At 72.0% G+C, this 22,887-nt stretch carries 23 protein-coding genes; 13 read left to right on the top strand and 10 right to left on the bottom strand.

The window, feature by feature from the left end:
- Positions 1 to 170 precede the first annotated feature (170 nt).
- Positions 171 to 734, bottom strand: a complete 564-nt coding sequence (locus HHX40_RS20785) for a YceI family protein (RefSeq protein ID WP_182873052.1) — start codon at positions 732 to 734, stop codon at positions 171 to 173.
- A 97-nt stretch (positions 735 to 831) separates the two neighbouring features.
- Here HHX40_RS20785 and HHX40_RS20780 point away from each other — a divergent pair, with 97 nt between their 5' ends.
- Together HHX40_RS20780 and HHX40_RS37780 are read left to right on the top strand one after the other, a co-directional pair.
- Entirely contained in the window at positions 832 to 1,329 is a 498-nt protein-coding gene (locus HHX40_RS20780; protein WP_117408899.1) for a MarR family winged helix-turn-helix transcriptional regulator, read from the top strand.
- A 135-nt stretch (positions 1,330 to 1,464) separates the two neighbouring features.
- Positions 1,465 to 2,502 (top strand): thermonuclease family protein, encoded by a 1,038-nt coding sequence (locus HHX40_RS37780; RefSeq protein WP_220499361.1) that lies wholly within the window; start codon positions 1,465 to 1,467, stop codon positions 2,500 to 2,502.
- Between the two features lie 45 nt (positions 2,503 to 2,547).
- Here the strand turns inward: HHX40_RS37780 and HHX40_RS20770 are convergent, their stop codons facing one another.
- Positions 2,548 to 3,087 carry a SigE family RNA polymerase sigma factor gene (locus HHX40_RS20770; protein WP_310738221.1) on the bottom strand — a complete coding sequence of 180 codons (540 nt, stop codon included), beginning with the start codon at positions 3,085 to 3,087 and terminating at the stop codon, positions 2,548 to 2,550.
- 234 nt (positions 3,088 to 3,321) lie between these two features.
- On the opposite strand from HHX40_RS20770, the gene HHX40_RS20765 reads away from it, so the two are divergent.
- Both HHX40_RS20765 and HHX40_RS20760 read left to right on the top strand, forming a co-directional pair.
- Positions 3,322 to 4,272 (top strand): hypothetical protein, encoded by a 951-nt coding sequence (locus HHX40_RS20765; protein ID WP_310738210.1) that lies wholly within the window; start codon positions 3,322 to 3,324, stop codon positions 4,270 to 4,272.
- A 3-nt stretch (positions 4,273 to 4,275) separates the two neighbouring features.
- Positions 4,276 to 5,130 carry a MauE/DoxX family redox-associated membrane protein gene (locus HHX40_RS20760; protein ID WP_182881915.1) on the top strand — a complete coding sequence of 285 codons (855 nt, stop codon included), beginning with the start codon at positions 4,276 to 4,278 and terminating at the stop codon, positions 5,128 to 5,130.
- A gap of 105 nt (positions 5,131 to 5,235) precedes the next feature.
- Here the strand turns inward: HHX40_RS20760 and HHX40_RS20755 are convergent, their stop codons facing one another.
- Complete coding sequence (locus HHX40_RS20755; protein ID WP_117408895.1) at positions 5,236 to 6,417, bottom strand: ATP-binding protein; 1,182 nt, start codon at positions 6,415 to 6,417, stop codon at positions 5,236 to 5,238.
- Positions 6,418 to 6,800: 383 nt separating this feature from the next.
- Positions 6,801 to 7,676 (bottom strand): oxidoreductase, encoded by an 876-nt coding sequence (locus HHX40_RS20750; RefSeq protein WP_182881914.1) that lies wholly within the window; start codon positions 7,674 to 7,676, stop codon positions 6,801 to 6,803.
- Between the two features lie 92 nt (positions 7,677 to 7,768).
- Here HHX40_RS20750 and HHX40_RS20745 point away from each other — a divergent pair, with 92 nt between their 5' ends.
- Complete coding sequence (locus HHX40_RS20745; RefSeq protein ID WP_182881913.1) at positions 7,769 to 8,434, top strand: DNA-binding response regulator; 666 nt, start codon at positions 7,769 to 7,771, stop codon at positions 8,432 to 8,434.
- A gap of 30 nt (positions 8,435 to 8,464) precedes the next feature.
- Here HHX40_RS20745 and HHX40_RS36895 read toward each other — a convergent pair whose 3' ends face one another.
- The 4 genes from HHX40_RS36895 to HHX40_RS20725 are packed head-to-tail and all read right to left on the bottom strand — an operon-like array spanning position 8,465 to position 11,889.
- On the bottom strand, positions 8,465 to 8,833 hold the full coding sequence (locus HHX40_RS36895; RefSeq protein ID WP_259403762.1) for a hypothetical protein: 369 nt from the start codon (positions 8,831 to 8,833) through the stop codon (positions 8,465 to 8,467).
- 22 nt (positions 8,834 to 8,855) lie between these two features.
- Positions 8,856 to 10,418: a radical SAM protein gene (locus HHX40_RS20735; protein WP_259403761.1), complete on the bottom strand. Its 1,563-nt coding sequence runs from the start codon at positions 10,416 to 10,418 to the stop codon at positions 8,856 to 8,858.
- Positions 10,419 to 10,420: 2 nt separating this feature from the next.
- Entirely contained in the window at positions 10,421 to 11,065 is a 645-nt protein-coding gene (locus HHX40_RS20730; protein ID WP_182881912.1) for a hypothetical protein, read from the bottom strand.
- Entirely contained in the window at positions 11,062 to 11,889 is an 828-nt protein-coding gene (locus HHX40_RS20725) for a prolipoprotein diacylglyceryl transferase (RefSeq protein ID WP_182882034.1), read from the bottom strand. Before HHX40_RS20725 ends, HHX40_RS20730 begins: the two co-directional genes overlap by 4 nt.
- A gap of 239 nt (positions 11,890 to 12,128) precedes the next feature.
- On the opposite strand from HHX40_RS20725, the gene HHX40_RS20720 reads away from it, so the two are divergent.
- The 5 genes from HHX40_RS20720 (at position 12,129) to HHX40_RS20700 (ending at position 17,088) form a co-directional block, all read left to right on the top strand.
- Entirely contained in the window at positions 12,129 to 12,917 is a 789-nt protein-coding gene (locus HHX40_RS20720; RefSeq protein WP_259402024.1) for a M15 family metallopeptidase, read from the top strand.
- Between the two features lie 365 nt (positions 12,918 to 13,282).
- Positions 13,283 to 13,507: a hypothetical protein gene (locus HHX40_RS20715; RefSeq protein ID WP_182881910.1), complete on the top strand. Its 225-nt coding sequence runs from the start codon at positions 13,283 to 13,285 to the stop codon at positions 13,505 to 13,507.
- 70 nt (positions 13,508 to 13,577) lie between these two features.
- Complete coding sequence (locus HHX40_RS20710) at positions 13,578 to 14,453, top strand: NUDIX hydrolase (RefSeq protein WP_182881909.1); 876 nt, start codon at positions 13,578 to 13,580, stop codon at positions 14,451 to 14,453.
- A 276-nt stretch (positions 14,454 to 14,729) separates the two neighbouring features.
- Positions 14,730 to 15,854 (top strand): calcium:proton antiporter, encoded by a 1,125-nt coding sequence (locus HHX40_RS20705; RefSeq protein WP_220499360.1) that lies wholly within the window; start codon positions 14,730 to 14,732, stop codon positions 15,852 to 15,854.
- 154 nt (positions 15,855 to 16,008) lie between these two features.
- Entirely contained in the window at positions 16,009 to 17,088 is a 1,080-nt protein-coding gene (locus tag HHX40_RS20700) for an MFS transporter (RefSeq protein ID WP_182881908.1), read from the top strand.
- Positions 17,089 to 17,098: 10 nt separating this feature from the next.
- Here HHX40_RS20700 and HHX40_RS20695 read toward each other — a convergent pair whose 3' ends face one another.
- Complete coding sequence (locus tag HHX40_RS20695; protein ID WP_182881907.1) at positions 17,099 to 17,968, bottom strand: MBL fold metallo-hydrolase; 870 nt, start codon at positions 17,966 to 17,968, stop codon at positions 17,099 to 17,101.
- 47 nt (positions 17,969 to 18,015) lie between these two features.
- On the bottom strand, positions 18,016 to 19,422 hold the full coding sequence (locus HHX40_RS20690) for an MFS transporter (RefSeq protein WP_182881906.1): 1,407 nt from the start codon (positions 19,420 to 19,422) through the stop codon (positions 18,016 to 18,018).
- 144 nt (positions 19,423 to 19,566) lie between these two features.
- Here HHX40_RS20690 and HHX40_RS20685 point away from each other — a divergent pair, with 144 nt between their 5' ends.
- The 3 genes from HHX40_RS20685 (at position 19,567) to HHX40_RS20675 (ending at position 22,770) form a co-directional block, all read left to right on the top strand.
- The gene (locus tag HHX40_RS20685; RefSeq protein WP_182881905.1) at positions 19,567 to 20,517 is read left to right on the top strand and encodes a sigma-70 family RNA polymerase sigma factor; all 951 of its coding nucleotides are present in this window, start codon (positions 19,567 to 19,569) and stop codon (positions 20,515 to 20,517) included.
- A gap of 155 nt (positions 20,518 to 20,672) precedes the next feature.
- Positions 20,673 to 21,914 carry an MFS transporter gene (locus tag HHX40_RS20680; protein WP_220499359.1) on the top strand — a complete coding sequence of 414 codons (1,242 nt, stop codon included), beginning with the start codon at positions 20,673 to 20,675 and terminating at the stop codon, positions 21,912 to 21,914.
- Positions 21,915 to 21,954: 40 nt separating this feature from the next.
- Positions 21,955 to 22,770, top strand: coding sequence for a PIG-L family deacetylase (locus HHX40_RS20675; RefSeq protein WP_182873060.1), 816 nt, complete (start codon positions 21,955 to 21,957; stop codon positions 22,768 to 22,770).
- The last annotated feature ends 117 nt before the right edge of the window (positions 22,771 to 22,887 follow it).

The following is a 22,887-nucleotide window of genomic DNA, read 5'->3' as shown; positions in this document are numbered from 1 at the left end:
GGGTTGCCGCGCGGGTCGGCGAGCGGCGCACAGACTCGCGCCGGTGCGTACGGCAGGATGTCCTCGGCCGCCGGGTGAGCTGGCGTTATACAAGGGCACAGCCGTCGTCCACAGGCTGTGGATGACGGCTGTGCACAAGGTGTGGATTTCCGCCGGTGCAGTCCACAGGCTCAGGCCTGACGGACGGCCTCGCCCTCGATCTCGATCTTGACCTTCTTACCGACGAGGACACCGCCGGCCTCCAGCGCCTGGTTCCAGGTCAGGCCGAAGTCCTCGCGGTCGATCTCGGTCTCGGCGGAGTAACCGAAGATCTCCTGGCCCCACGGGTTGTTGGCCGCGCCGTTGAACTCGACCTTGAGCTCGACCTCCTTGGTGACGTCACGCACCGTCAGGTCGCCGACGAGCGTGAACTCGTTGCCGGAGAGGCCGGTCACGCGCTTGCTGCGGAAGGTGATCTCGGGGAACTTGTCGGCGCCCAGGAAGTCGTCGCTGCGCAGGTGGCCGTCACGGTCGGCCGCGCCGGTCTCGATCGTGCCGGTCTTGATGACGACGTCGACGGAGGACTCAAGCGGGTTCTCGGCGATGGCGATCTTGCCCTCGAAGTCGGCGAAGTGCCCGCGAACCTTGCTGACCATCATGTGCTTGACGACGAAACCGACGCGCGTGTGCGCCTTGTCGAGCGCGAACTCGCCGGCCGTCGGGACCTTCAGGCCCTCCCACTCACGGATGCTCATGGCTACTCCCCAGATCGTTGCGGTGCGGATGTCTCACTGAGCAAATTTCTACCCGAGGATATTCCTCGCGTCAACTATTCTGACGTAGACTTGGACCATGGATCCATTCGACGACCCGCGGCTCACGGCGATGGGCCTGTTCGCGGAGGTCTTCGCCGGGCTGGCCGCCAAGACCACCCCCACCCTGGTCACCGCCGGGTTGTCCGAGGTCGACTTCGAGACTCTGATCCGGCTGGCCCGCTCGCCCGAGCGGCGGCTGCGGATGAGCGACCTCGCGGCCCAGACCTCACTGTCCACCAGCGGGATCACCCGTGTCGTCGACCGCCTGGAGCGCGAGGGACTCGTCGAGAGGCACGCGTGCGCGAGCGACCGCCGCGCGTCGTACGCGGTGCTGAGCGAGGCGGGGGCGGAGCGGTTGCGCACGGTGCTCCCCGAGCACATCAAGGACATCGAGACCTGGTTCACCGGCCTGCTGACCGACGAGCGGCTCGCCGAGTTCCTGGAGACCCTGCGGGTGATCCGCGACGTCGTACGGCCCTGCGCGACCGCGGGAGCGGACGGAGCCGGCAGGCCGTCGCGGACGAGGACGGGCTGAGCCGCACAGGATCGTGATTCGAGGGAACTGACCGGACGGACTGGCGCATACGATCGTTTTCTGGTGGACTCCGTAATCCAGGAAACGGCTCCACGAAGCCGACGTGTCCCCCGTACCCAAGCCAATGGAGCACTCGTGCGTTTCCCCTCACACGCACTCGCCATCCTCGCCACCGCGGTCCTCGCGGTTCCTGTGGCCGCGTCCACCAGCGCCTTCGCCGCGGCCGGCACCGCCGCCGCGAGCCCGAGCCCCAGTCCGAGCGCCAGTCCGAGCGCCAGTCCGAGCCCGACGCCGACCCCGTCCCAGACTCCGGCCGCGACCCCCAGCCCGAGCGCGAGCGCGACGCCGAGCCCCAGCGCCACCCCGAGCACGACCGCGAAGGCCACGAAGACCCCCCGGCCGAAGACCGTGCCGAAGGACGCCGTCGAGGTGACGGTGAAGAAGATCGTGGACGGTGACGCCCTGGACGTGGTGACCGCCAGCGGCCGGACCGTACGGATCGGTCTCCTGGAGGCGGACGCGCCGGAGAAGGGCGACTGCTGGTACGAAGGCGCGGTCGCGCGGCTCAAGGCGCTGCTTCCCGTCGGCAAGCCGGCCTACGTGCGGGCCTCCGAGCAGGTGACCGAGAACGACCGCGTCCTCGTCTACACGTGGTCGCCCAAGGGCCTGTACGTCAACGGCGACATGGTCAGGAGCGGGTTCGCCCAGGCCGTGCCCTACCTGCCCGACCACAGCTACACCGACTGGCAGTTCGCCGAGCAGATGCGCGCGCAGGCCGATGGCCGGGGCATGTGGTCGGGTCCCTGCTGGGCGGCCGACACCTACGACAAGCGTGGCTCGATCCAGGTTCCGCCCGGATCGTCCGGAGACCTCGCGGTGGAGCCCGCCGACGGCGCCTCTCCCGCGCCCGGCGCGTCCGCGAGCCCGGACCCTGACGGCCTGACCGGCGGCACGACCACTCCCACGCCCACGCCCACCCCGACGCCCACTGCGACGCCGACGCCGACCCCCACTCCGACCGCGACGGGTGACGACGACGGCTCGACGGATCCCCGCTTCGGCACCTGCGAGGAGGCCAACAGGGCCGGCTACGGGCCGTATGTCCGGGGCATCGACGTCGAGTACGACTGGTACGTCGACAGCGACAGCGACGGCGTGGTCTGCGAGACCTGAGAAGCGCGGGACCCTATGAAGCGCGGGAGGTGAGGCGCGCGGCGGTCAGTTCACCCGTTCCCGGGGTTCGGGGACGACCAGATCGCCGCGTAGCTTCGCCATGCCCCGCGAGACCGAGCTCTTGACCGTGCCCACGCTGATCCCCAGCGTCCTGGCGATCTCGGGCTCGGTCATGTCCTCGTAGTAGCGCAGCACGATCGCCGTACGCTGCCGGGTGGGGAGCCGGTCGAGCGCCTGCTCCAACTCCTCGTACCGGTGCCGCGCGTCCTGCTGCGCCGGTACGTCGGGAAGGGACTCCGAGGGGTACTCCTCCAGCCTGCGCCGCCGCCACCAGGAGATGTTGATGTTCACCATCGCGCGTCGCACGTAACCGTCGAGCGACGACCGGTCGCGGATGCGGTCCCAGGCGAGGTAGGTGCGGGTGAGGGCGGTCTGCAGCAGATCCTCGGCGTCGCTGGGGTTGCCGGTCAGCTGGTTGGCGACCCGGAGCAGCGCCGCCCCGCGGGACTGGACGTACGTGTGGAACTCCTCGTGCTTCACGCTCAGGATCACCAACCCGGCCAGAGAGGCATCTCGTGCCAGAATCGCAGCCACGCGATCGGATCCGACTGAGCCGGAATTCAGGTTTCGCCCCGGCCTGCGTAAACACCGGACAAGCCGGTAGCGGCGGGCCGGACGGGCCGTAATCCCACCCGGGCGGTGGTTTGCCCTCGGCGGGTGGCAACCCCTTGCACCGGGAGGAGGAATATTGATCCCGGACGCCACCATCGCCCGGAAAACGGCATCTCCATCCCGCCCCGGCATGTGAGGCTGGAGGACGTGGAAGGGTCATTACCGCACCGGGCCGGAGCGCGACGGCGCATGCTGGCCGCGGCGGCGCTCGGGCGCGATCCCGGGCCCGCGCCGCGGTTGCCGGAGGAGGAGGCGCCGTTCGACGTGGTCGACGGCGAGGTGATCGACGTCAGCCCGCATCTGATCATCGTGGAGGCCGACGACGGCCGGCAGCGGCGCCTGGTGATCGCGCCGTGGGCGACCGCCTGGCGCGGCGGCGCCGTCGCGCCCGCCGACCTGCCCATCGGGTCGCGGGTGGTCATCAGGGCGCTGCGGTCCGGCACGGTGGCCGAGCGCATCTGGGCCGACGTCACGCGGATCACCGGCGTCATCCGTGACGTCCGGGGAACCCGGGACCTCACCGTGGACCTCGACTGCGGTCCGCATCGCCGGGAACGCTCCATTGTGATCCCGTACCGCTCCTCGGGGCGGATCCGGGTGCGGCACCCGAAGCTGGAGCCGGGGTATCTGTTCGACGCCATCGGCCTGCTCGACCAGGGCACGTCACTGGCGCAGCTCCCCGCGACGTCGCAACCGCCGTACCACGCCTCGGCTTCGCCCCCGGCTCCCCCGGCGTACGGAGGGGTCCAGGCGAGCGTCGCGGGCACGGCCGTGTGGGCGGACCTTCCGGAGGACGGCGCGGCCTATCCCGTGCTCGAATCCGAGGACACCGGCTGCGACGACGCGGGCGTCTCCTGCGCGGGCCTGCCGTACCTCGCGCTGGGCTCGCTGCTGCGCGTACGGAACGTGTGCGACGGACGGGCGGACACGCTGCCGATCGTGGCGTGCGGGTGCCTCGCCGGGCGGTTCTGCGACCGCTGCCTCGAATGCGGCACCTCCCCGCGCGGGAGGCTCGTGGAACTGTCGGCGTCGTCCTACGTGGCGCTCGGGGGAGACTTGACCAAGGGCTGCTTCAACGCCCGCGTCGGATTGGGGTGACCGGTGCTTACGATCATCGCGACGGCCGCGTTACCGGTCCTCGCCCTGACGCTGACGCTGGGCGGCGTCGCCAAGCTGGCCACGGCCGGCCGTGAGGCGTCGCCGGGCGCGCTGACCCGGCTGGGCCCGGTCGCGCTCGCGCCGGAGCGGTTCGCCAGGCCCGCGATGATCGCCTGCGCGCTGACCGAGTTCGCCCTGGCCGGCGGATCGCTGGTGCTGGACCACCCCGTCACGCGCTGGTCGCCGGTGGTGTTCTTCGCCATCGCGACGTACGTCCTGTGGGACCTGCGCAGGCGGCGGCCCGACGTCGGGTGCGGCTGTTTCGGGGAGGTCAGCGCGGCGCCGGTCGGGCTGCGGTCGATCGGACGGGCCGCCGCGCTGACGGCGATGGCGGTTCTCGTCGCGGCCGGGAACGTCCCGGGTCTGCCCGGAGTCATGGCCCGGCCCGTACTGCCGCGGGGGACCGCGGCCTGGATCGCCGGCGGCCTCGTCCTGCTGCTGCTCGTCCTCTCGCCGGAGATCGACGAGGTCGCCGCCCGCGTACGGCACCGGGCGCCGTGCGAGCAGCGGGCGCTGCCTTCCGGACGGGCGCTGTCCCGCCTGCGCGGCAGTGCGGCGTGGCGGGCACACGCGGGGTCGCTGGTGACGGACGAGCCGTCCGACATGTGGCGCGAGCTGTGCTGGCGCTTCTTCGTGTTTCCCGCCCGGGACGGCGCCGAGGTGGTCTTCGCGGTGTACCTGAGCGGACGCCGTCCCGCCGTCCGCGTCGCCGTGGTCGGAGCGGATGGCCGCGTCGCGGCGGCCGCCGGTGACCGTACGGACGCCTCTCTGCGGGAATCTACCCCTGTATCGGCCTGACGCTATACAGGCGTAGATTCCCGCATCGAGGACTTCACTTCAGCTCTCTACGGCTCTCTAGCTTCCCCTCTAGAAAGCCGTAGAGAGGTCGATGGGCGTGCCGCCTCAGACCGGCTGGGCACGCAGGAACCTCCCGAAATGGGGCACGGTGAACCCGATCACGCCGCGCTCGGCGCTGTAGATCAGGCCCTTCTTGATCAGGCTGTCGCGGGCCGGGGACAGGCTCGACGGCTTGCGGCCGAGCGCCTCGGCCACCTCGGCCGTCGGCACCGGGTCGTCGCCGAGCTGGGCCATCGCGTGCATGTAGTCGCGCTCCGCGGGGGTGGCCCGTTCGTACCGGCTGCCGAAGAAGCCGACGGCCAGCTCCTCCTCCGCCTCCGGCGCGGACACCTTGATGTCCTCGGCGGTGATGGGGCTGCGGGGCGCGAGGTCCCAGGCGACCTTGCCGTACGCCTGGACGAAGTAGGGGTAGCCGTCGGCCGCCTCGTACAGCGCGTCGAGCGCGTCGGGCGTGAACTCCACGTCCTCGCGGCCGGCCGGGACGATCAGCGCCAGGTCGGCGGCGTCGCGGTCGAGCCGGTCGATGCGGGCGTACCGGAACAGCCGCTCGGAGTAGCTCTTGCTCGCCGACAGCACGCTCGGCAGGTGCGGCAGGCCGGCGCCCACGACGATCAGCGGGCCACCGCTCTGCGACAGCTCGTGGCAGGCCGCGCAGAGAGCCGAGACGTCCGGCGCCTGCACGTCCTGCATCTCGTCGATGAACAGCGCGATGCCGACGCCGAGGTCGGTCGCCACACCCGCCGCGTCGACGAACAGCTCGGTCAGGTCGATCTCCAGGTCACCGGAGTCGGCCCGGCCGCGGGCGGCGGGGACGTCGATGCCGGGCGACCAGTGGGACGTGCCCTTCGCGGCGGCGGGATCACGCATGGCGAACGCCTTGAGCACGCCGAGGAACTCCTCGATCCGCTCGGGGGCGCGGTGCCGGGGCGCGAGCTCCCTGATGGCCATGTGCATCGCGGCGGCCACCGGGCGCCGGATCGACTGGTCGGGCCTGGCCTCGATCTTGCCGGTGCCCCACAGCCGCTGCATGGCCATGGACTTGAAGGTGTTGAGCAGGACCGTCTTGCCCACACCGCGCAGACCGGTGAGGACCATGCTCCGCTCCGGACGGCCCCGGGCCACCCGCTCCAGCACGACCTCGAACTGCTGCAGCTCGCGATCGCGTCCGGCGAGCTCCGGGGGGCGCTGTCCGGCGCCGGGGGCGTAGGGGTTGCGCACGGGGTCCACGCTCTCGGACTTTATGACGGGATATAGCGGCCGTCGTAGATTTCCGTAGAAAGCGCTACGGCGTGTCGCCCGGCGCGGCCCGGGCACGCACCGCACGACGGCGGGCGGAGCCTGGGCCGGCACGACCGGGACGACGACGGGCGGAGCCGGGGAGGGTACGCCGCGGTCGAACGCCGCCGGGCCGGCGAGGCCGGGGGCGGGAGTGGGAGCGGGGGCGGCGGACACCGTCGGCACAGCCATCGCACACTCCTCACCTGCCGGGACTCGACCGAACCCGTGTTCGATCCGGTGCCCATGACTGTAGCGCCTCATCGAACATGTGCGCGAGCGTTCGGTGAAAAAGCTCCGCCAAACGCCGTCGTTCGGCTCCAGTCAGGAGGGCTTCAGTCCTCGAGGGCGGCGAGGTCCTCCGGCGTCAGGTGGATCCGTCCCGCCGCCATGTTCTCCTCCAGATGATCGAGGACCCCCGTACCGGGGATCGCGAGCAGCGCGGGCGAGATCGCCAGCAGCCACGCGAGCGCGATCTGCGGGGCGGTCGCCCCGTGACGCTCCACGACCGCCGCCAGACGCGTCTGGTCGATGGGCCGCCACCCGCCGCCGAGCGGGAAGAAGGGCACGAAGGCGATGCCGTCCTTCTCGCACCGGGCCAGCAGCTCGGCGTCGCCCCGGTCCTGCACGTGGAAGCTGTTCTGCACGGCGGCCACCGGGGCGATGGACAGGGCCTCGTCGAGCTGGGCGGCGTCGACGTTGCTGACGCCGAGGTGCCGGATCAGCCCCTCCTCGCGGAGCTCGGCCAGGGCCGCGAACCGGTCGGAGACGGAGGCGCCGCCTGGGGCGCCCATGCCGCCGACCCGCAGGTACACGAGGTCGAGCCGTTCCACGCCGAGGGTGCGCAGGTTGTCCTCCACCAGCCCGCGCAGCTCGTCCGGGCCGGCCTCGCCGGTCGGCATCCCGGTGTCGTCGAGCAGCGGGCCGACCTTGGTCGCGATCACCAGGCCGTCCGCGTACGGCGCGAGCGCCCGGCGGATCAGGTCGTTGGCGGCGACGCCCCCGCGCCGGTAGAACCATGCCGTGTCGATGTGGTCCACGCCGAGCTCGACGGCGCGGCGGAGCACGGCGACGCCCGTCTCGGGGTCGCGGACGGCGCCGTCGAAGGTGCCGACCGGCAGCCGCATGGCCCCGAAGCCGAGCCGGTGAACGGGCAGGTCACCGCCGAGGAGGAACTCGCCGCCGAGCGCGGCGTTCGTGTCAGTCGTCATGCCGTCAGCCTCGCGCGGCGGGAGGCGGCGGCCAACGCGGTGGCAGCAAGCTGCCAGCCTCCCGCCAGGTCATGGAGGGTCATAATGGGCGGATGACAGCCGAACAGGTCATCACCGTCCGTGGCGACGCGGAGCTCGTGGCCCGGGCCGGTCATCTGTTCACCGGCGTACGGCACGAGTTCGTGTGCGCGGCCCGCGACCTCGCCACCTGGTCGCAGCCCGGGGCCCGGCACTCGGTGGCCGGGCGGATGCCCGGCCCCGGCAGCTCCGGCCTGGCCTTCAGGAAGCTCTACACCCCCGTCGCCCTCGTCGACGAGGCCTCGCGGACGCACCTGCGCGAGGCCGTGGCCAGGGGCGTCGAGGTGCGGATCAGCTCCACCCCGCTGCCGCACGAGACGATCGTCATCGACCGGCGCGTGATGATCCTCGCGGGACGGGACGGGCCCGGCCCCCGCGAGTTCACCGTCACCACCTCGCCCACCCTGGTGAGCGGCGTGTACGCCCTCTTCACGGCCGCCTGGGACGCGGCCACCGAGCTGACCGCCTACCTGCGCGGCGACGCGCCGCACCTCGACGAGGACAGCCGGGCCGTCCTGCGCGCGCTCGGCGCGGGTCACACCGACGAGACCGCGGCGCGGCACCTCGGCCTGTCGGTGCGAACGTACCGCAGGCGCGTCGCCGAGCTCATGGAGGCGCTGGACGCCGGTTCGCGCTTCCAGGCCGGGCTGCGCGCGGGCGAACTCGGGCTCACGGGATAGCCGGACACCGGTCGGACCCAGGCCGCCGGCTCAGCGGGGCAGGTGCGGGAGCACGAGGGCCGCAGCGGCGGCCAGGGCGACCAGCCCCAGGTAGGCGAGGACGAGCCGGGTGTCACGGAGATAGCACTTGCTCCTCGTGAGCCCCGCGCGGCGGGCCCGCCAGTATCCGGCGACGCCCAGGGCGGCGAAGGCGAGCACCGCCCACGCTCCGAACACCCAGGCGAGCAGCGCCACCGTGGCGTAGACGCACAGTTTCAGCGGATCGTACGGCTGCGCCTGACCGTCCGCCGGGGCCTGGCCGGGCGTACGGCCCTGGGCGGCGAGGGCCTGCTCATAGGCGACGCCGGTGGGGTGGTCGTCCGGCCGGTCACCCGCTCGCGGCCCGGTGCCGGGGCTCACGCGGGCTCCGCGACGCGGCGGCTCACGTGATCTCCACGAGCGGCAGCCGTACACCGGCGTCGGCGGAGGCGACGGCCGACAGGCGCTGACGCGCGAGCGCCGGCCAGGCCTGGACCGCGCAGAACGGCGCGCACTGGTCCTGGTCGGAGTGGGTGCCGACGTGTACGCAGCACTGGGTCAGGCGCTCCTCCAGCATCGTGGACATGTCCATGAACGGCTTGACCGTGATCCGGACGACCCGTTCGCCGAGCAGCTTCCGCAGGCGCCGCTGCCGGCCGGGCAGCACCGACGACGCGAGCGTCAGCAGGGTCGTCAACCCGAGATCGCAGTTCTCGCAGATGTCGCGCCAGACCTTCCCGATCTCGGGGTGGGACAGCGACGACTGCTCCGACAACAGGCCGAGCAGCGACTCCTGGACGGCCATGCGAAGCTGGCGGGGGATCTCCGAGTCGGCGATCCGGTTCGAGACCAGGCCGAGGTTCTCCTTGAGACGGTCGTGGCCGATCAGGGCCGTCAGCGAGCGCCACCGGTCGGCGTCGTCCCTGACCATGTAGCCCACCGAGCAGCAGTGGGGGTGCGAGCAGGGCAGTGCCGTGAGGTCCCGCCAGGTGACCAGGCCGTCCGTCTGGGGGCCGAGGCGCTTCAGCACGCCGGTGTGGGTGAGCCGGTCCATTGGGTCGATCACGCCGGACCGTCCCGAGCCGAACTGCGGCTGGATCGACACGCCGCCGACGTAGGGCGTGTCGAGGGCCAGGCGCACCACGTCGCCGATCTCGCCGTCGTTGACGCCGAGGGCGGCCGTCATCACCAGGGTCGTGAAGATCTCCCGCTCCGACAGCCGGCGCAGCGCCTCCGCCTTCTGCCGCCGCAGGTCGCCGCCCCGGTGGTGCCGGGACGCCTCGGCGGACACGCCGTCGTACTGCAGGTAGACCTCGACGCGCTCGCGGTGCTCGGTGAGCAGATCGAGCAGGGCGTCGTCCCTGGCCACCAGGAGGCCGTTCGTGTTGACGAGGATGCGGGTGACCGGCCGCGCCACCAGTCCGGCGAGCAACTCGGGCAGGTCGGGATGCAGCGTCGGCTCGCCGCCGCTGAGCATGAGCACGTCGAGCCGGCCGTTCTCCCGGGCCAGCCGCTGGTCGACGTTGGCGAGCACCTCCCGGACCGGCACGACTCCCCGCAGGTCGGGCGAGGACTCGGTGAAGCAGGTCGGGCAGCGCAGGTTGCACGCCTCCGCCACGTCCTCCAGCAGGATGCAGGTGTGCTGCGTCTGCATCTCCGGCAGACCCCGCAGGTACGCCTCGGGGATCGGGTCGAAGTTGCCCGCGACGTCGGGCAGGTGGGCCTTGGTGGGAGCGGTCCACTCCTCCAGGTAGGCGAGGATCTCCGGGTCCTCGTCGTACAGGGTCCTGACCATGCCGTGGACCCGGCAGCCGCGCTCCAGGTAGACGCGGCCGTCACGGGCGGCCAGCCAGCCGGACAGCCGCGGCACCTCCGCCAGCGGGCGGTCCGGCCGCTCCTCGTGGCAGCGGGGGCAGAACGCGTTGACGTAGCGGAGGATCCGGTCTCCCCGCAGCGGCATTCCCATGGTCACAGTCCGCCGTCCGTGTAAAGCGAGGTGTTGACGCCGGTGCAGAAACCGGCGGTGACGATCGTCACGAGCGCCCATCCGATCATCAGGCCGAGACCGAGCCCCCGCGACCACGGCTGCCGGTGGCGGATCAGCAGCGTCCCGCCGCCGAAGACGATCGCGGCCAGGATCACGGCCCCGCCCACGACCGCCATCTCCTTGTGATCGCCGAGGCCGTCGGCGGCCGCCAGGGTGGCGACGGCGAGGATCGCGTTGACGATCACCTCGAGCACGATCCCCGCGAACGTCAACGCGACGACCACACCGGTGGTGTTCTCCTGCCGCGCCGGTGGTGGCGGCCACGCGTAGGGCGCCCCGCCACCCGGACCGTACGGACCGCCGGGACCGGGTGCGCCGCCAGGCCCGGGTGTGCCGCCGGGGCTGGAACCGGCGCCCGGACCGTACGGACCGCCCGGACCGCCGGGACCGGGCGCACCACCCTGCGCCTCGCCGGGGTACGGAGGCCGGCCCGGGGGTGGGGGCTGGTTGGGAGGCGGGGGCTGTTCCGGTGGCGGGGGCTGGTCGCCGGGCCGGAGGTCCTGGGGCTGCGGATCCTGGGGCTGGGGATCCTGGGGCCGCTCGGGCGGCTCGGGGGGTGTGCTCATCTTTCCTCCTCGCCGGCGGGCGAAAGCCGTACGCCCGTCAATAACGGCCGCTCGCCCCGGCCGGGGAGCAGTCTGTCGTAGAACCCCTTGCGACAGCCATACGTCAGCCGGACGGCGAGGAGCGCCAGGCCCGGCATCAGGAACCACTGCGGGCGGGTCAGGTCGAGCCAGACCGTCTCGTTCGCCCTGGTGAACTCGACCAGGAACCGGAACACGGCGTAGGCGCCCAGGTAGAGGGTGAACAGCTCGCCCGGCCGGTCGACGCGGCCGCGCGCCCACAGCAGCGCGCCGAAGGCGGCGAGCTGGAAGACGACCTCGTAGAGGAAGGAGGGGTGCATGGCCTGCCCGGCCAGGCACCCGGGGCACTCGGGGACGGTCGCAGGCGCGTGGACGCCCCAGGGAAGAGTGGTGGGGCGGCCGGGGGCCTCGGTGAGGAAACAGCCGATGCGCCCGACGGCCATGCCGATCGCGACGGCGGGGGCGAACAGGTCACCGGTCCGCTCCCGGTAGCCGATCAGCCGTTTCGCCACCAGCACGCCGACGTAGGCGCCGGTCAGCCCGCCGAGGATGCTCCGGGCGCCGAACATCCACGCCTCGACGAGCCCGGGGTTCAGCGCGGGGTCGAGGTGCTCGGCCCAGCCGGACAGCCGCATGCCCACCGCTCCGCCGACGAGCGCGCCGGTGACCGCCACCAGCGACTCCTCCCGCAGCGCTCCCCTGCGGCGCGCCTCCAGGACGAAGACCACACTGGCGAGGACCACGCCGAGGCCCACGAAGAAAGCGTGGGCCGGCACGCTCACCCCGCCGAAGCGCAGTTCCTCCATCACGGACGCCACCCTAGCGGCGGCTTCCGACGTTTCCGATCCTCGATTTCCGGGCCGGCCGAGCCGGCTTCACCTGACCGGGCGGTTCCGGGCGACGGCCCGTACGGCGAGGCCGGCGCGAATCGGCCATGTGCTTTCGCGGGCTGGTTATCCACAGGTTGTGCACAACCGTCGGCGCATCCTGCGGGCGCGGGTACTCTGCGCCTATGGGCTTCTTAAAGAACCGCAGGTCAGCGGTGATGATAGCGACGCTGGTGGGCGTGACCGGCTGTGGCGGCGGGGCAGGCCCCGAGGCCGGAGGCGCCGCCTCCGCACCCGCCCGGACGTCGGTGCCCGTCGCCGTCACGTCACCGGCGGCGTCCCTCTCCACGGCAACCGCCACGCCCGCGCCCGCGACGCCCTCGGCGACGCCCGCCCCGTCCGCTCCGGAGGACGGCGGCACACCCAGCCCGAGCGGCCCGCCCGCCTTCTCCTCGAAGATCGAGAAGGTGTCCCGGGACGAGTTGCGGCACTCCTGGCGCCCCGGCTGCCCGGTGGCGCCGAGCGGCCTGCGGAAGATCACGATGACCTACTGGGGCTTCGACGACAAGGCGCACACCGGCACGCTGGTGGTGAACAGGTCGGTGGCCGAGGACGTCGCGTCGGTCTTCGGGAAGCTGTACGAGATGCGTTATCCCATCCGGCGGATGGAGCCCGTCGACGTCTACAAGGGCAGCGACTTCGACTCCATCGAGGTGGACAACACCTCCGCCTTCAACTGCCGCAACGCCACGGGATCGGGCAGCTGGTCCAACCACGCGTACGGGCTGGCGGTGGACCTCAACCCGCGCGAGAACCCGTACGTGGAGGCGGACGGGAGCAACGCGCACCGCAACGCGGACGCGTTCGTGGACAGGCCGCTGAAGAAGCCCGGCGTGATCAACAGAGGCGACCGCGTGGTGCGCGCCTTCGCGAGCATCGGCTGGGGCTGGGGCGGCACCTGGTCGGGCGCCCGGGACTACCAGCACTTCTCGGTCAACGGGCGCTGACGGCACCGGCCGCGCAGACGGCACGGCCCGGAAACCCCGGGACGGGCACACGGAGAGGACCGCGCGGGAGGCGGGCCGGATCGGTGGGGCGAGGGGTGGAGGACAACGCCCGCTTCTCCGGCCGCAGAAGCGGGCGTCTCTCCAGATATGACATCTCCTGATTCTCCGGATAAAGGGGAATCACGAGTGAGGGCTCAAACGCTAACGGGCTACGGACTCCAGCTTGGGAAGGATCGCTTACCAGTTAATAACGATCGGCCTACGACGCCGTCACGCTGTGGCGATCACGCGCGCCCGACCGGTCAACTGCTTGTTCTCAACGGCGAGACAGGAGAGACATGTCCGCTTGGCAGCAATCTGCTCCATTGCCCCATCTGTGGCCCCCCGACCGGTTCGAAGTCCGTTCTGTCCGGCCCGCTCCCGGTGGCCGCGCGGCCGACCGCTACCACTTCCCGCGCAGGGCGCACGAGGCCGCCATTCGCCTTCGCGGTCTCCGCTTCGCGACACAGATCCAGGTGATCCGCCTCGCCGACGGCGCCACCCTCTTCGACCTGTCCGCCGGGGTGGAGGTGCCCGTCGACCACTGGTGACGCCGGGAGCGGTGAGTTCGGCTCCGCACCGCATGACCGGGGCTTTCCCTGGCTGCGCCAAAATGGGGACATGGCGGCGATGGACGGCGACGGCTGGGCCCTGTGCTCGCTGGGACACCAGCACTGGGGACTGCACGGCGCCGCCGGTCTGCTCGCCGTCCACCACACGCTGGACGGCATGCCGTACGTGCTGCTGCAGAAGCGGGCCTGGTGGAGCCATCACGGCGGCACCTGGGGCCTGCCCGGCGGGGCCCGCGACAGCCACGAAGACGCTGTCACCGGCGCGCTGCGCGAGGCGCGGGAGGAGGCGGCGCTGAGCGCCGATCTCGTCCGGGTACGCGGACTCTACGTCGACGACCACGGCGGCTGGTCGTTCCAGACCGTCATCGCGGAGGCGGACGGGCTGCTCGACGCCGCGCCCGCGAACGGCGAGAGCCTGGACATGCGGTGGGTGGCCGCGGACGAGGTCGCCGCCAAGCGGTTGCATCCGGGCTTCGCCGACTCCTGGCCGCTGATCCGGGCCGCGCTGAGCCCGGTCGTGGTCGTCCTCGACGTGGCCAACATCATCGGGGCGCGGGCCGAGCACGGCTGGTGGAAGGACCGGGCGGGCGCCGCGAACCGCCTGCTCAACGAGCTGATCGCGCTGACGGCGCGGGGCGTGGGCGACATGCCGGAAGGCGTGCCGGCGCTGACGCGGTGGTTCCCCCGGATGCTCGCGGTGCTGGAGGGCGCCGCGGCCAGGGCCGCCGACCCCGGGCCGGTGAACGGGGACATGTCGGTCGTGCTGGCCGGGGGCAGCGGGGACGACGCGATCGTGGAGACGGTGCGCGACGTGCGGCCATGGGAGACGGCGCTCGTCGTCACCGCCGACCGCGGGCTGCGCGAGCGGGTGACGGCCCTCGGTGCCCTCGTCACCGGACCACGCTGGCTGCTCGGCCAGCTCTGACACCCCACGGCTCTGACACCAGACGGCTCTGACACCGCGCACCTCTGACCGCACAACTAGGACCACGTAGCCCTGACGCCACGCGGCTCTGACACCAGACGGCCCGACACCGCACAACTCTGACCCGCACCGCCGTACGCCGCGCGGACCGGCACGGCCGTGAGCCCGGGCCGCCTCGGCGCCTGCCCGCACCGGCGGCGGACCGGCCGCCATCCCCAGATCGGACATAAATGTACGAATCATCGTAAATCGCTCCATCTGGGCAGGATGAAGAGCGTGAATCTGTTCTTCCGCAGACTGGCCACCACCTGGACGACGACCGCTCCGATCCTCGCCGTGATCGTGCTCGCCCTGGCATGGGGCCGGACGATCCCTCCCCTCGTCGTCGCGATCGCGGCGATCTTCCTGGCGGCCGCGGTGCTCGCGGCCGTGCATCACGCGGAGGTCATCGCGCATCGGGTCGGAGAACCGTTCGGGTCGCTGGTCCTCGCGGTGGCGGTGACGGTGATCGAGGTGGCGCTGATCATCAGTCTCACCGTGTCCGGCGGCCCGGCCGCGTCGTCGCTCGCCCGCGACACGGTGTTCGCCGCCGTGATGATCACCTGCAACGGCATCGTCGGGCTGTCACTGCTGATGGCGGCGCTGCGGCGGCGGGTGGCGGTCTTCAATGCCGAGGGAACCGGCGGAGCCCTGGCCACCGTCGCCACGCTCGCGACGCTGAGCCTCGTGCTGCCCGCCTTCACCACGACCGTGCCGGGTCCCGCCTTCGCCCCGGCCCAGCTCGCGTTCGCCGCGGTCGCCTCGATCACGTTGTACGGCCTGTTCGTCCTCACCCAGACGATCAGGCACCGCGAATACTTCCTGCCCGTCGAGACCACCGGCGAGCGCGGCGGCAGGCAGGGGGGCAGACACGGGGGCGAGGCGGAGCACGCGGATCTCTCCTCCAACCGCGCGGCCATGGTCAGCCTGGCGCTGCTGCTGGCGGCGCTCATCGCGGTGGTCGGGCTGGCGAAGATCGAGGCGCCCGCCATCGAGACGGTCGTGCGTACGGCACGGCTTCCGCAGGCCGCCGTGGGCGTGGTGATCGCGCTGCTGGTGCTGCTCCCGGAGACCCTCGCCGCCGTACGCGCGGCGCGGCGGGCCCGGGTCCAGGTCAGCCTGAATCTGGCGTTCGGCTCGGCCATGGCGAGCATCGGCCTCACCATCCCGACGATCGCCGCGGCGTCGCTGTGGCTGGAGGGGCCCCTGCTGCTCGGTCTCGGCCCGACGCACATCGTGCTGCTCGGCCTCACGGTCGTCGTGGCCACGCTGACGGTGGTACCCGGCCGGGCTACGTTGCTGCAGGCCGGAGTGCACCTCACGTTGTTCGCCGCGTTCCTGCTCCTGGCTGTCAGCCCATGAGCGGGTCCGCGCGGGAAAAACCCGATGCGGAGCGGATCGGCGTGACCTTAGGGTGCCGGGCATGACCTGGCGACATTGACGCTCACCCGAACGGGCCCTCGCGGCCCGCCTGTACGCCTACGCGTTCTTCGAGGACTTCATCGTCCTCTATCCGGTGTACGCCCTGCTGTTCGCCGAGACCGGGCTGTCGCCCGCCCAGATCTCCTCGCTGTTCGTGATCTGGTCCGTCACCGGCTTCGTGCTGGAGATCCCGTCCGGAGTGTGGGCCGACCTCGTCTCGCGCCGGGCGCTGCTCACCGCCGCACCCCTCCTCACGGGCGTGGGGTACGCCCTGTGGACGTTCGTCCCCTCCTACTGGTCGTTCGCGCTGGGCTTCGTGCTGTGGGGCGCCGGGAGCTCGCTGCGCTCGGGCACCCTCCAGGCCCTCGTGTACGAGGAACTCGGGCGGCACGGCGGGACGGACCGCTACCCCGTGCTCGTCGGCCGGTCGGCCGCGGTCGGCACGACGGCGATCACGGCGGCCACCGCGCTCGCGGCGCCGGTGCTCGCCGCGGGCGGCCTCCGCGCGGCGGGTCTGGCCAGTGTGCTCGTGACACTGCTCTGTGCCGTCGTGGCACTGACGTTCCCCGAGTCACGCCGCCGCGACGAGAGCCCTCGTCCGGCGAACCCCGTGGCCGTCCTGCGGGAGGGCCTCGCCCAGGTGCGCGAAGGGCCGGCGATCCGCCGCGCGATCACGGTCCTGTCGGTGATGTCGGTCATCGGGGCGATGGAGGAGTACCTGCCCCTGCTCGCCCAGGCCACCGGGGTGTCCGCCGGGGCGGTGCCGCTGCTCGTGCTTCTGGTGAGCATCGGCGGCATGGCCGGCGGGTGGTTCGCCGGGCGCGGACAGGGCGCGCTCGCACCGGCCCTGGTGCTCGCCGCCGTCTGCCTGGCCGCCGGGGCGGCGGGGGCCGCTGCGCGCCACCCCGCGGCGGTCACGCTGGTGGCCGTCGCCTTCGGCCTGGTCCAGTGGGCCTCGGCGACGCTGGACGCGAGACTCCAGGACGAGATCTCGGACGGCGCCCGGGCCACCGTCACCTCGATGGCCGGAGTCGGCGTCGAGATCGTCTGCCTGACGGTCTACGGCGGTTACGCCGCCGGATCGATGTGGGCGGGCCCCGGGCCGCTCTTCGCCGTCGCCGCCGTGCCCTACCTCGTGATCGCCTTCGCCGTACGCCGTCCCGAGCGCAGGTGACGCCGCGCGCTCAGCCGTACGGCGGGCCGGCGCCCCGGCCGGGACCGGTCACCGGGCGGTGCGGGCGCAGTCCGGCCTGCCGTACGGGCAGGCGGTAGGTCTCGCCGCGCATGAGGTAGTGCACGAGGTGGGACAGCCCCGCCCGCCGGACGTACTGCTGGAAGTCCTTGAGCGGCGAGGCGAACGCCTCGTAGTCGTCGTAGTGCACGGGCAGGGCCGACTCCGGCTGCATCAGCCGCAGCCACTCCGCGCCCTGGGGGCCGTCCATCGTCACCGTGACGCCGAGGATCCGGGTGCCGCCGAGGTGCACGACGCCCACGTCGATGTCCGGGAAGCGGCGCGGTATCTCGGCCAGGCACGGGTCCATGATCGTGTCGCCGCTGATGTGCATGCGCAGGTCCACCTCCCCGGCGTGGGCGAAGTCGAGCACGCTGCCCATGACCGGCGGCATCAGCCTGTCGACGGGGCCCGGGGCGTGCCGGGCGGGTGTGGCGGTGACCGTCAGCGTGGCGTCGTGGCGGCGCACGAAGTGGTACTCCCAGGGGTCGAGGGCGATGGCCCGATGGAACCCCTGACGCCTTAGCCGGTGCGCGGCGTGGCGGGTGGTGACGATCGGCAGGTCCTTGTCGAGGCCGTCGCGGGCGATGGCGTCCCAGTGGTCGCCGTGCATGTGCGACAGGACGACCAGGTCCACGGGTGGCAGTTGCGTGACCTGCATCGCGGGCTCGGTACGCCGGCGGGTGCGCAGGCCGTAGCCGAGACGGGCCCACTGTCCCCGGTGCAGGAAGTTCGGATCCGTCAGCAGGGTGAACCCATGTGATCGGATGATCATGGTGGCGTTACCCACGAAGAACACGGTCGCGTCCGCTGGATCGGGCATGGCGACTCCCCTCTCCCAGGACTTCAGGCTACGTAAACCACCACAAATCACCCCAAAGTGGGGGGTACTTGACGGGCGCGCGGCGCGACTGCGCGGGCCAGGGCGACGGCCCCCGCCATGCCGGTCGCCGCGGCCAGCGCCAGCCACCAGGCGATCGCTCCCATGGCCTCCGGCCGTGGCGGGTCGGCCAGGGCGAGGAACACCGCGCCGAACACCGCCACTCCGCTGAGCTGGCCGAACTGCATGGTCGTGGTGAGCAGGCCGCTCGCGTCGGCGGCGCGGGCGGGCGGCACGTGGACCAGGGCGTGGGCGAGCAGGCTGGTGGAGACGCCCAGCCCCGCGCCGTACACCACCAGAGCGGCCCACATCGCCGTGCCACCCGCCGCCGAGACGGCCAGGCACGACGCGCTGAGGACGTTGAGCGCCAGTCCGGCCGCCGGCAGCAGGTGGTGGATCCGCCTCGGCAGCCTGCGCCAGTAGAAACTGCCCAGCCCGAACGCCGCCGCCATGGGCAGGAACGTGAGCCCGGCCCGCAACGGGCTCTCCCCGAGCACGCTCTGCAGGTGCAGGGCGAAGGTGAACAGGAACCCGCCGTACGCCACCATCAGCGCGACCAGTGTCACAAGGCCCGACGGCATGCCGGTCACGCGCAGCACGTCCACGTTGAGCAGCGGGTCGCCGCCCCTGGCCGCCGTGCGCCGCTGCGCCACGACGAACACGACGGCGAGCGCGACCCCCACGGCGATCGAGGCGTATGTCCACTTCGGCCAGCCGGACTCCCGGCCCAGCACGAGCGGCAGCACGAGCAGGAGCGTGGCGGGCAGTGCGAGCGCGAGACCGCGCAGGTCGAGCCGCCGCGACCCGCTCGGCCCCGCGGACGGGAGGTCAGGCGGCACCAGCCGGGGCACCGCGAGCGTCAGCAGGACACCCACGGGGACGTTCACGAGGAACACCGGCCGCCAGCCGGCGCCGACCAGCACCCCGCCCAGAGCGAGCCCGACGACCGAACCGGCCGAGAGCACGGCGGTGTACGCGCTGAGCGCCGTGGCCCTGGCCCTGCCGGTGAAGCGCGCCTGGATCACGCTCATGATCTGCGGCACCATGACCGCCGCCGCGGCCCCCTGGACGAACCTGAACGCGATCAGCGTGCCGATGTCCGGTGCGAGCCCGCACAGCAGCGAGCCCGCGGTGAAGCCGGCGACCCCGATCAGATACATGCGGCGCCTGCCGCACAGCTCGCCGAGCCGGGCACCGGTGATCAGCAACGTCGCGTACGCGATGATGTAGCCGCCGACGACCAGTTGCAGGGTGGCCCCGGACGCCCCCAGGTCGGCGCCGATCCGGGGGATCGCCACGTTGACGATGTAGAGGTCGAGCAGTCCCATGAACTGGCCGGCGAGCAGAACCGCCAGCATCGGCCATGGCCGTCCGGCGGTGGTGTGGCTGGGCGTCATCCGCGTCCTTTCCCGTGGTTCTTCCGCGGTGGTCGCCGGTACCTACCGGGGCCGGATGGAGAACTCATCGATGAGAACCCACCGATGAGTTCCGCCGGGCGCGGCGGTAGACACCCGTGACGGCGACGCGACGCGGGAGAGCGCATGTGGAGTGACGAGGAATTCGAGCGGATCACCGGGCCCCACCGGCGTGAGCTGATGGCGCACTGCTACCGGATGCTGGGCTCGGCGCACGACGCGGAGGACCTGCTGCAGGAGGTCATGCTGCGGGCCTGGCGCGCCTCGGGCGACTACGACGAGCGGCGGGCCTCCCCACGCACCTGGCTCTACCGCATCGCCACGAACGCCTGTCTCACCGCGCTCGAACAGCGCGGCCGCAGGGCCCTGCCGTCCGGGCTCGCCGGCCCCGGCGACGATCCGGAGGCGGGACCGGGGCGACCGCTACCGGAGGTGACCTGGCTGGAGCCCATTCCGGACGCGCTGGTCGACCCGGCCGCGGTCGTCGCGTCCCGCGGCGGGATAAGGCTGGCGTTCGTCGCCGCGCTGCAGCACCTGCCGCCGCGTCAGCGGGCGGTGCTCATCCTGCGGGAGGTGCTCGCCTGGCGGGCGAGCGAGGTCGCCGATCTGCTGGACACCTCGGTCGCCGCCGTCAACAGCGCTCTGCAGCGTGCTCGCGCCCAGCTCGCCCGGGTGGGCGCGGCCGAGGACGACCTCGCGGAGCCGGACGACCCCGCCTGCCGCGACCTGCTGGACCGGTACGTCGCGGCGTTCGAGAAGGCGGACGTCGAGACCCTGGAACGGCTGCTGCGCGAGGACGCCGTCCTGGAGATGCCGCCGTTCCTCTCATGGTTCGCCGGCCGCGAGGACTTCGGCCGCTTCATCCGCTGGGTCTGCGGCCGTCGCGGCCCCTGGCGGATGGTGCCGACCCGGGCGAACGGGCAGCCGGCGCTCGCCGCCTATGTCGACGGCGGTGACGGCGTCCTGAGGGCGCACTCCCTCCAGGTCCTCGAGATCACCGAGGGCGGCGTCGCCCGGAACGTCGTGTTCGGGGATCCCACCCTCTTCACTCTCTTCGCACTGCCGGCGGCCCTCTGAGGTTTCAGCTTTCACCACGTAACCGCCCATAACCCCTTTAAAGCCGACGGGTATGGCAAGTAGCATTTCGCCGCAACGGGATCATCGGTGATCACGGACCGATGCTCCCGCGCCGCGGGTGGTCGGCAGGCTGCTCGTCAATCGCGGGAGGTCGGGTGTCCGCACTGCGGCGTGACTCGTGGGTGCCGGTCGCCCTCGCCTACGCCACCTTCGTCCTGGTCGGCCTGAGCGCGGGCGTCGGCGGGGTGCTGCTGCCCGCGCAGATCGACGATTACGGCCTCGACAAGGCCACCGTCGGCACCCAGTTCTTCACCTTCTCGGCCGGGTTCATGCTGGCGGGCTCGACCGCCGGCTGGCTGATCCACCGGTTCGGCGTGCGCACCTCGCTCGTCGTCGGCGGCGGCGTCTTCGCCCTGGCCGGCCTCTACACCGCCGTACGCCCGCCGTTCGCGGCCTTCGTGGCGGTCCAGATCCTGGCCGGGTACGGCACGGGCATCCTCGAATCGGTGCTCAACGCCTACCTCACCGAACGGCCCGGAGCGACGACGCTGCTCAACCGCCTGCACGCCTTCTTCGGCGTCGGCGCGCTGCTCGGGCCGCTGCTGGCCACCTGGATCCTGAGCTTCCTGCCGTGGACGGCCGTGTGGCTGGTCCTCGCCCTGGTGAGCCTGCCGCTGCTGGCCGGGTTCTGGCTGACCCTGCCCGCCCGCGAGATCCCGTCGCCCGCCGCGGACGGGGAACCGGCGGAGCGTCCCGGCCTGCTGACCGCCGTCTCACGGCAGCCCGCCGTCCTGCTGGGCGCCGTGTTCCTGGCCGTGTACGTCGGCCTGGAGATCAGCGTGGGCAACTGGGGGTTCAGCTTCCTGGTGGAGGAGCACGGGCAGGGCGACCTGATCGCCGGATACACCGTCTCCGGCTACTGGCTCGGGCTCGCCCTCGGCCGCTTCCTCATCAGCCCGGCCGCCACCAGGCTCGGCATGACCGCGACCGGGATGACCTACGTGTGCCTGGCCGGCATCACCGTGAGCGCGCTGCTGGCCTGGATCGCGCCGGGCGCCGCCGTGGCCAGCGTGAGCTTCGTGCTGCTCGGCTTCTGGCTCGGGCCCGTGTTCCCCACGACGATGGCCGTGGCGCCCCGGCTCACCGTGCCCCGGCTGGTGCCCACGGCGATCGGGCTGCTGAACGGCGTGTCGGTGGTCGGCGGGGCCGTGTTCCCCTGGCTGGCCGGGGCGATCGCGCAGGGCGTCGGCGTGTGGACCCTGCCGCCCTTCGCCGTGGTCCTGGCCCTGGCGCTGCTCCTCGTCTGGTGGCTCGTGGCGGGCCGCATGACCCCGGCGCCCCGCCCGGCCGCCGATGAGCCGGTTCCCTCCCGCTCTGAGGATCAAGCCGAGATATAGGGTCGTCCAGGTGACGGTAAACGACACCACGGGGGATGTAATGGATTCGAGACTCACCCTGATGGCCGTGCACGCCCACCCCGACGACGAGGTGATGGGCACCGGCGGCGTCCTGGCGAAGTACACCCAGGAAGGCATCCGTACGGTCCTGGTGACCTGCACCAACGGCGAGCAGGGCGACGGCCCCGGCGGGGTGAAGCCGGGCGAGCCCGGGCACGACGACGCGGCGGTGGCCGAGCAGCGGCTGAGCGAACTGCGCGAGTCGGTCGCCCACCTCGGCATCGACCATCTCGAACTGCTCGGCTACCGCGATTCCGGCATGGTCGGATGGGAGGGCAACAGGCACGCCGACGCGTTCGCCAACGTCCCGGTCGAGACGGCCGCCGCCCGGCTCGCCGCGCTCATGGAGCGCTACCGGCCCCAGGTGATCGTCACCTACGACGAGAACGGCAACTACGGGCACCCCGACCACATCCAGGCCCACCGCATCGCGGTCGCCGCGGCGGAGCTGACCGGCATCCCGGACAAGCTGTACTACATCGCCGTGCCGCGTGAGCGGATCCAGCGGATGTTCGAGTTCCTCCAGGAGAGCGGCATGGCCCCGGAGGACTTCGAGATCCCCGAGGACTTCGGCACCCCCGAGGAGCTGATCACCTCCGTCGTCGAGGTCTCGCCGTACGTGGAGCGCAAGATGAAGGCCCTGCGGGCCCACGCGAGCCAGGGCGAGAACATCCCCATGCTGCAGATGTCCCCCGAGGCCCAGCACCAGGCCTTCTCGCACGAGTTCTTCATCAGGAAGACGTCCCGGGTGGCCACCCCCGACCAGGAGGACGACCTCTTCGCCGGCCTCCGCTGACTTCGGCTGAGCGGGCGCGAGAACCCCATATCGTCCTTCGCCCGCTCATAGCACCGAATTTCTCTGACTCCTATGAAAGATCCGCGTCAAAGGTCATGATTCGAGGATCGCACCAAG

This window comes from Microbispora sp. H10949, assembly GCF_014161435.1.
Taxonomy (GTDB): domain Bacteria; phylum Actinomycetota; class Actinomycetes; order Streptosporangiales; family Streptosporangiaceae; genus Microbispora; species Microbispora triticiradicis.
The sequence above is the reverse complement of the archived record's forward strand: the minus strand, read 5'-3'. Positions and strand labels throughout refer to the sequence as shown.

Bases quoted from the DNA above. Each gene is read 5' to 3' on its own strand.
- HHX40_RS20785 (WP_182873052.1), bottom strand. From the start codon at position 734: ATGAGCATCCGTGAGTGGGAGGGCCTGAAGGTCCCGACGGCCGGCGAG.
- HHX40_RS20780 (WP_117408899.1), top strand. From the start codon at position 832: ATGGATCCATTCGACGACCCGCGGCTCACGGCGATGGGCCTGTTCGCG.
- HHX40_RS20750 (WP_182881914.1), bottom strand. From the start codon at position 7,676: ATGACGACTGACACGAACGCCGCGCTCGGCGGCGAGTTCCTCCTCGGC.
- HHX40_RS20745 (WP_182881913.1), top strand. From the start codon at position 7,769: ATGACAGCCGAACAGGTCATCACCGTCCGTGGCGACGCGGAGCTCGTG.
- HHX40_RS20735 (WP_259403761.1), bottom strand. From the start codon at position 10,418: ATGGGAATGCCGCTGCGGGGAGACCGGATCCTCCGCTACGTCAACGCG.
- HHX40_RS20730 (WP_182881912.1), bottom strand. From the start codon at position 11,065: ATGAGCACACCCCCCGAGCCGCCCGAGCGGCCCCAGGATCCCCAGCCC.
- HHX40_RS20725 (WP_182882034.1), bottom strand. From the start codon at position 11,889: ATGGAGGAACTGCGCTTCGGCGGGGTGAGCGTGCCGGCCCACGCTTTC.
- HHX40_RS20720 (WP_259402024.1), top strand. From the start codon at position 12,129: ATGATAGCGACGCTGGTGGGCGTGACCGGCTGTGGCGGCGGGGCAGGC.
- HHX40_RS20710 (WP_182881909.1), top strand. From the start codon at position 13,578: ATGGCGGCGATGGACGGCGACGGCTGGGCCCTGTGCTCGCTGGGACAC.
- HHX40_RS20695 (WP_182881907.1), bottom strand. From the start codon at position 17,968: ATGCCCGATCCAGCGGACGCGACCGTGTTCTTCGTGGGTAACGCCACC.
- HHX40_RS20690 (WP_182881906.1), bottom strand. From the start codon at position 19,422: ATGACGCCCAGCCACACCACCGCCGGACGGCCATGGCCGATGCTGGCG.
- HHX40_RS20685 (WP_182881905.1), top strand. From the start codon at position 19,567: ATGTGGAGTGACGAGGAATTCGAGCGGATCACCGGGCCCCACCGGCGT.
- HHX40_RS20675 (WP_182873060.1), top strand. From the start codon at position 21,955: ATGGATTCGAGACTCACCCTGATGGCCGTGCACGCCCACCCCGACGAC.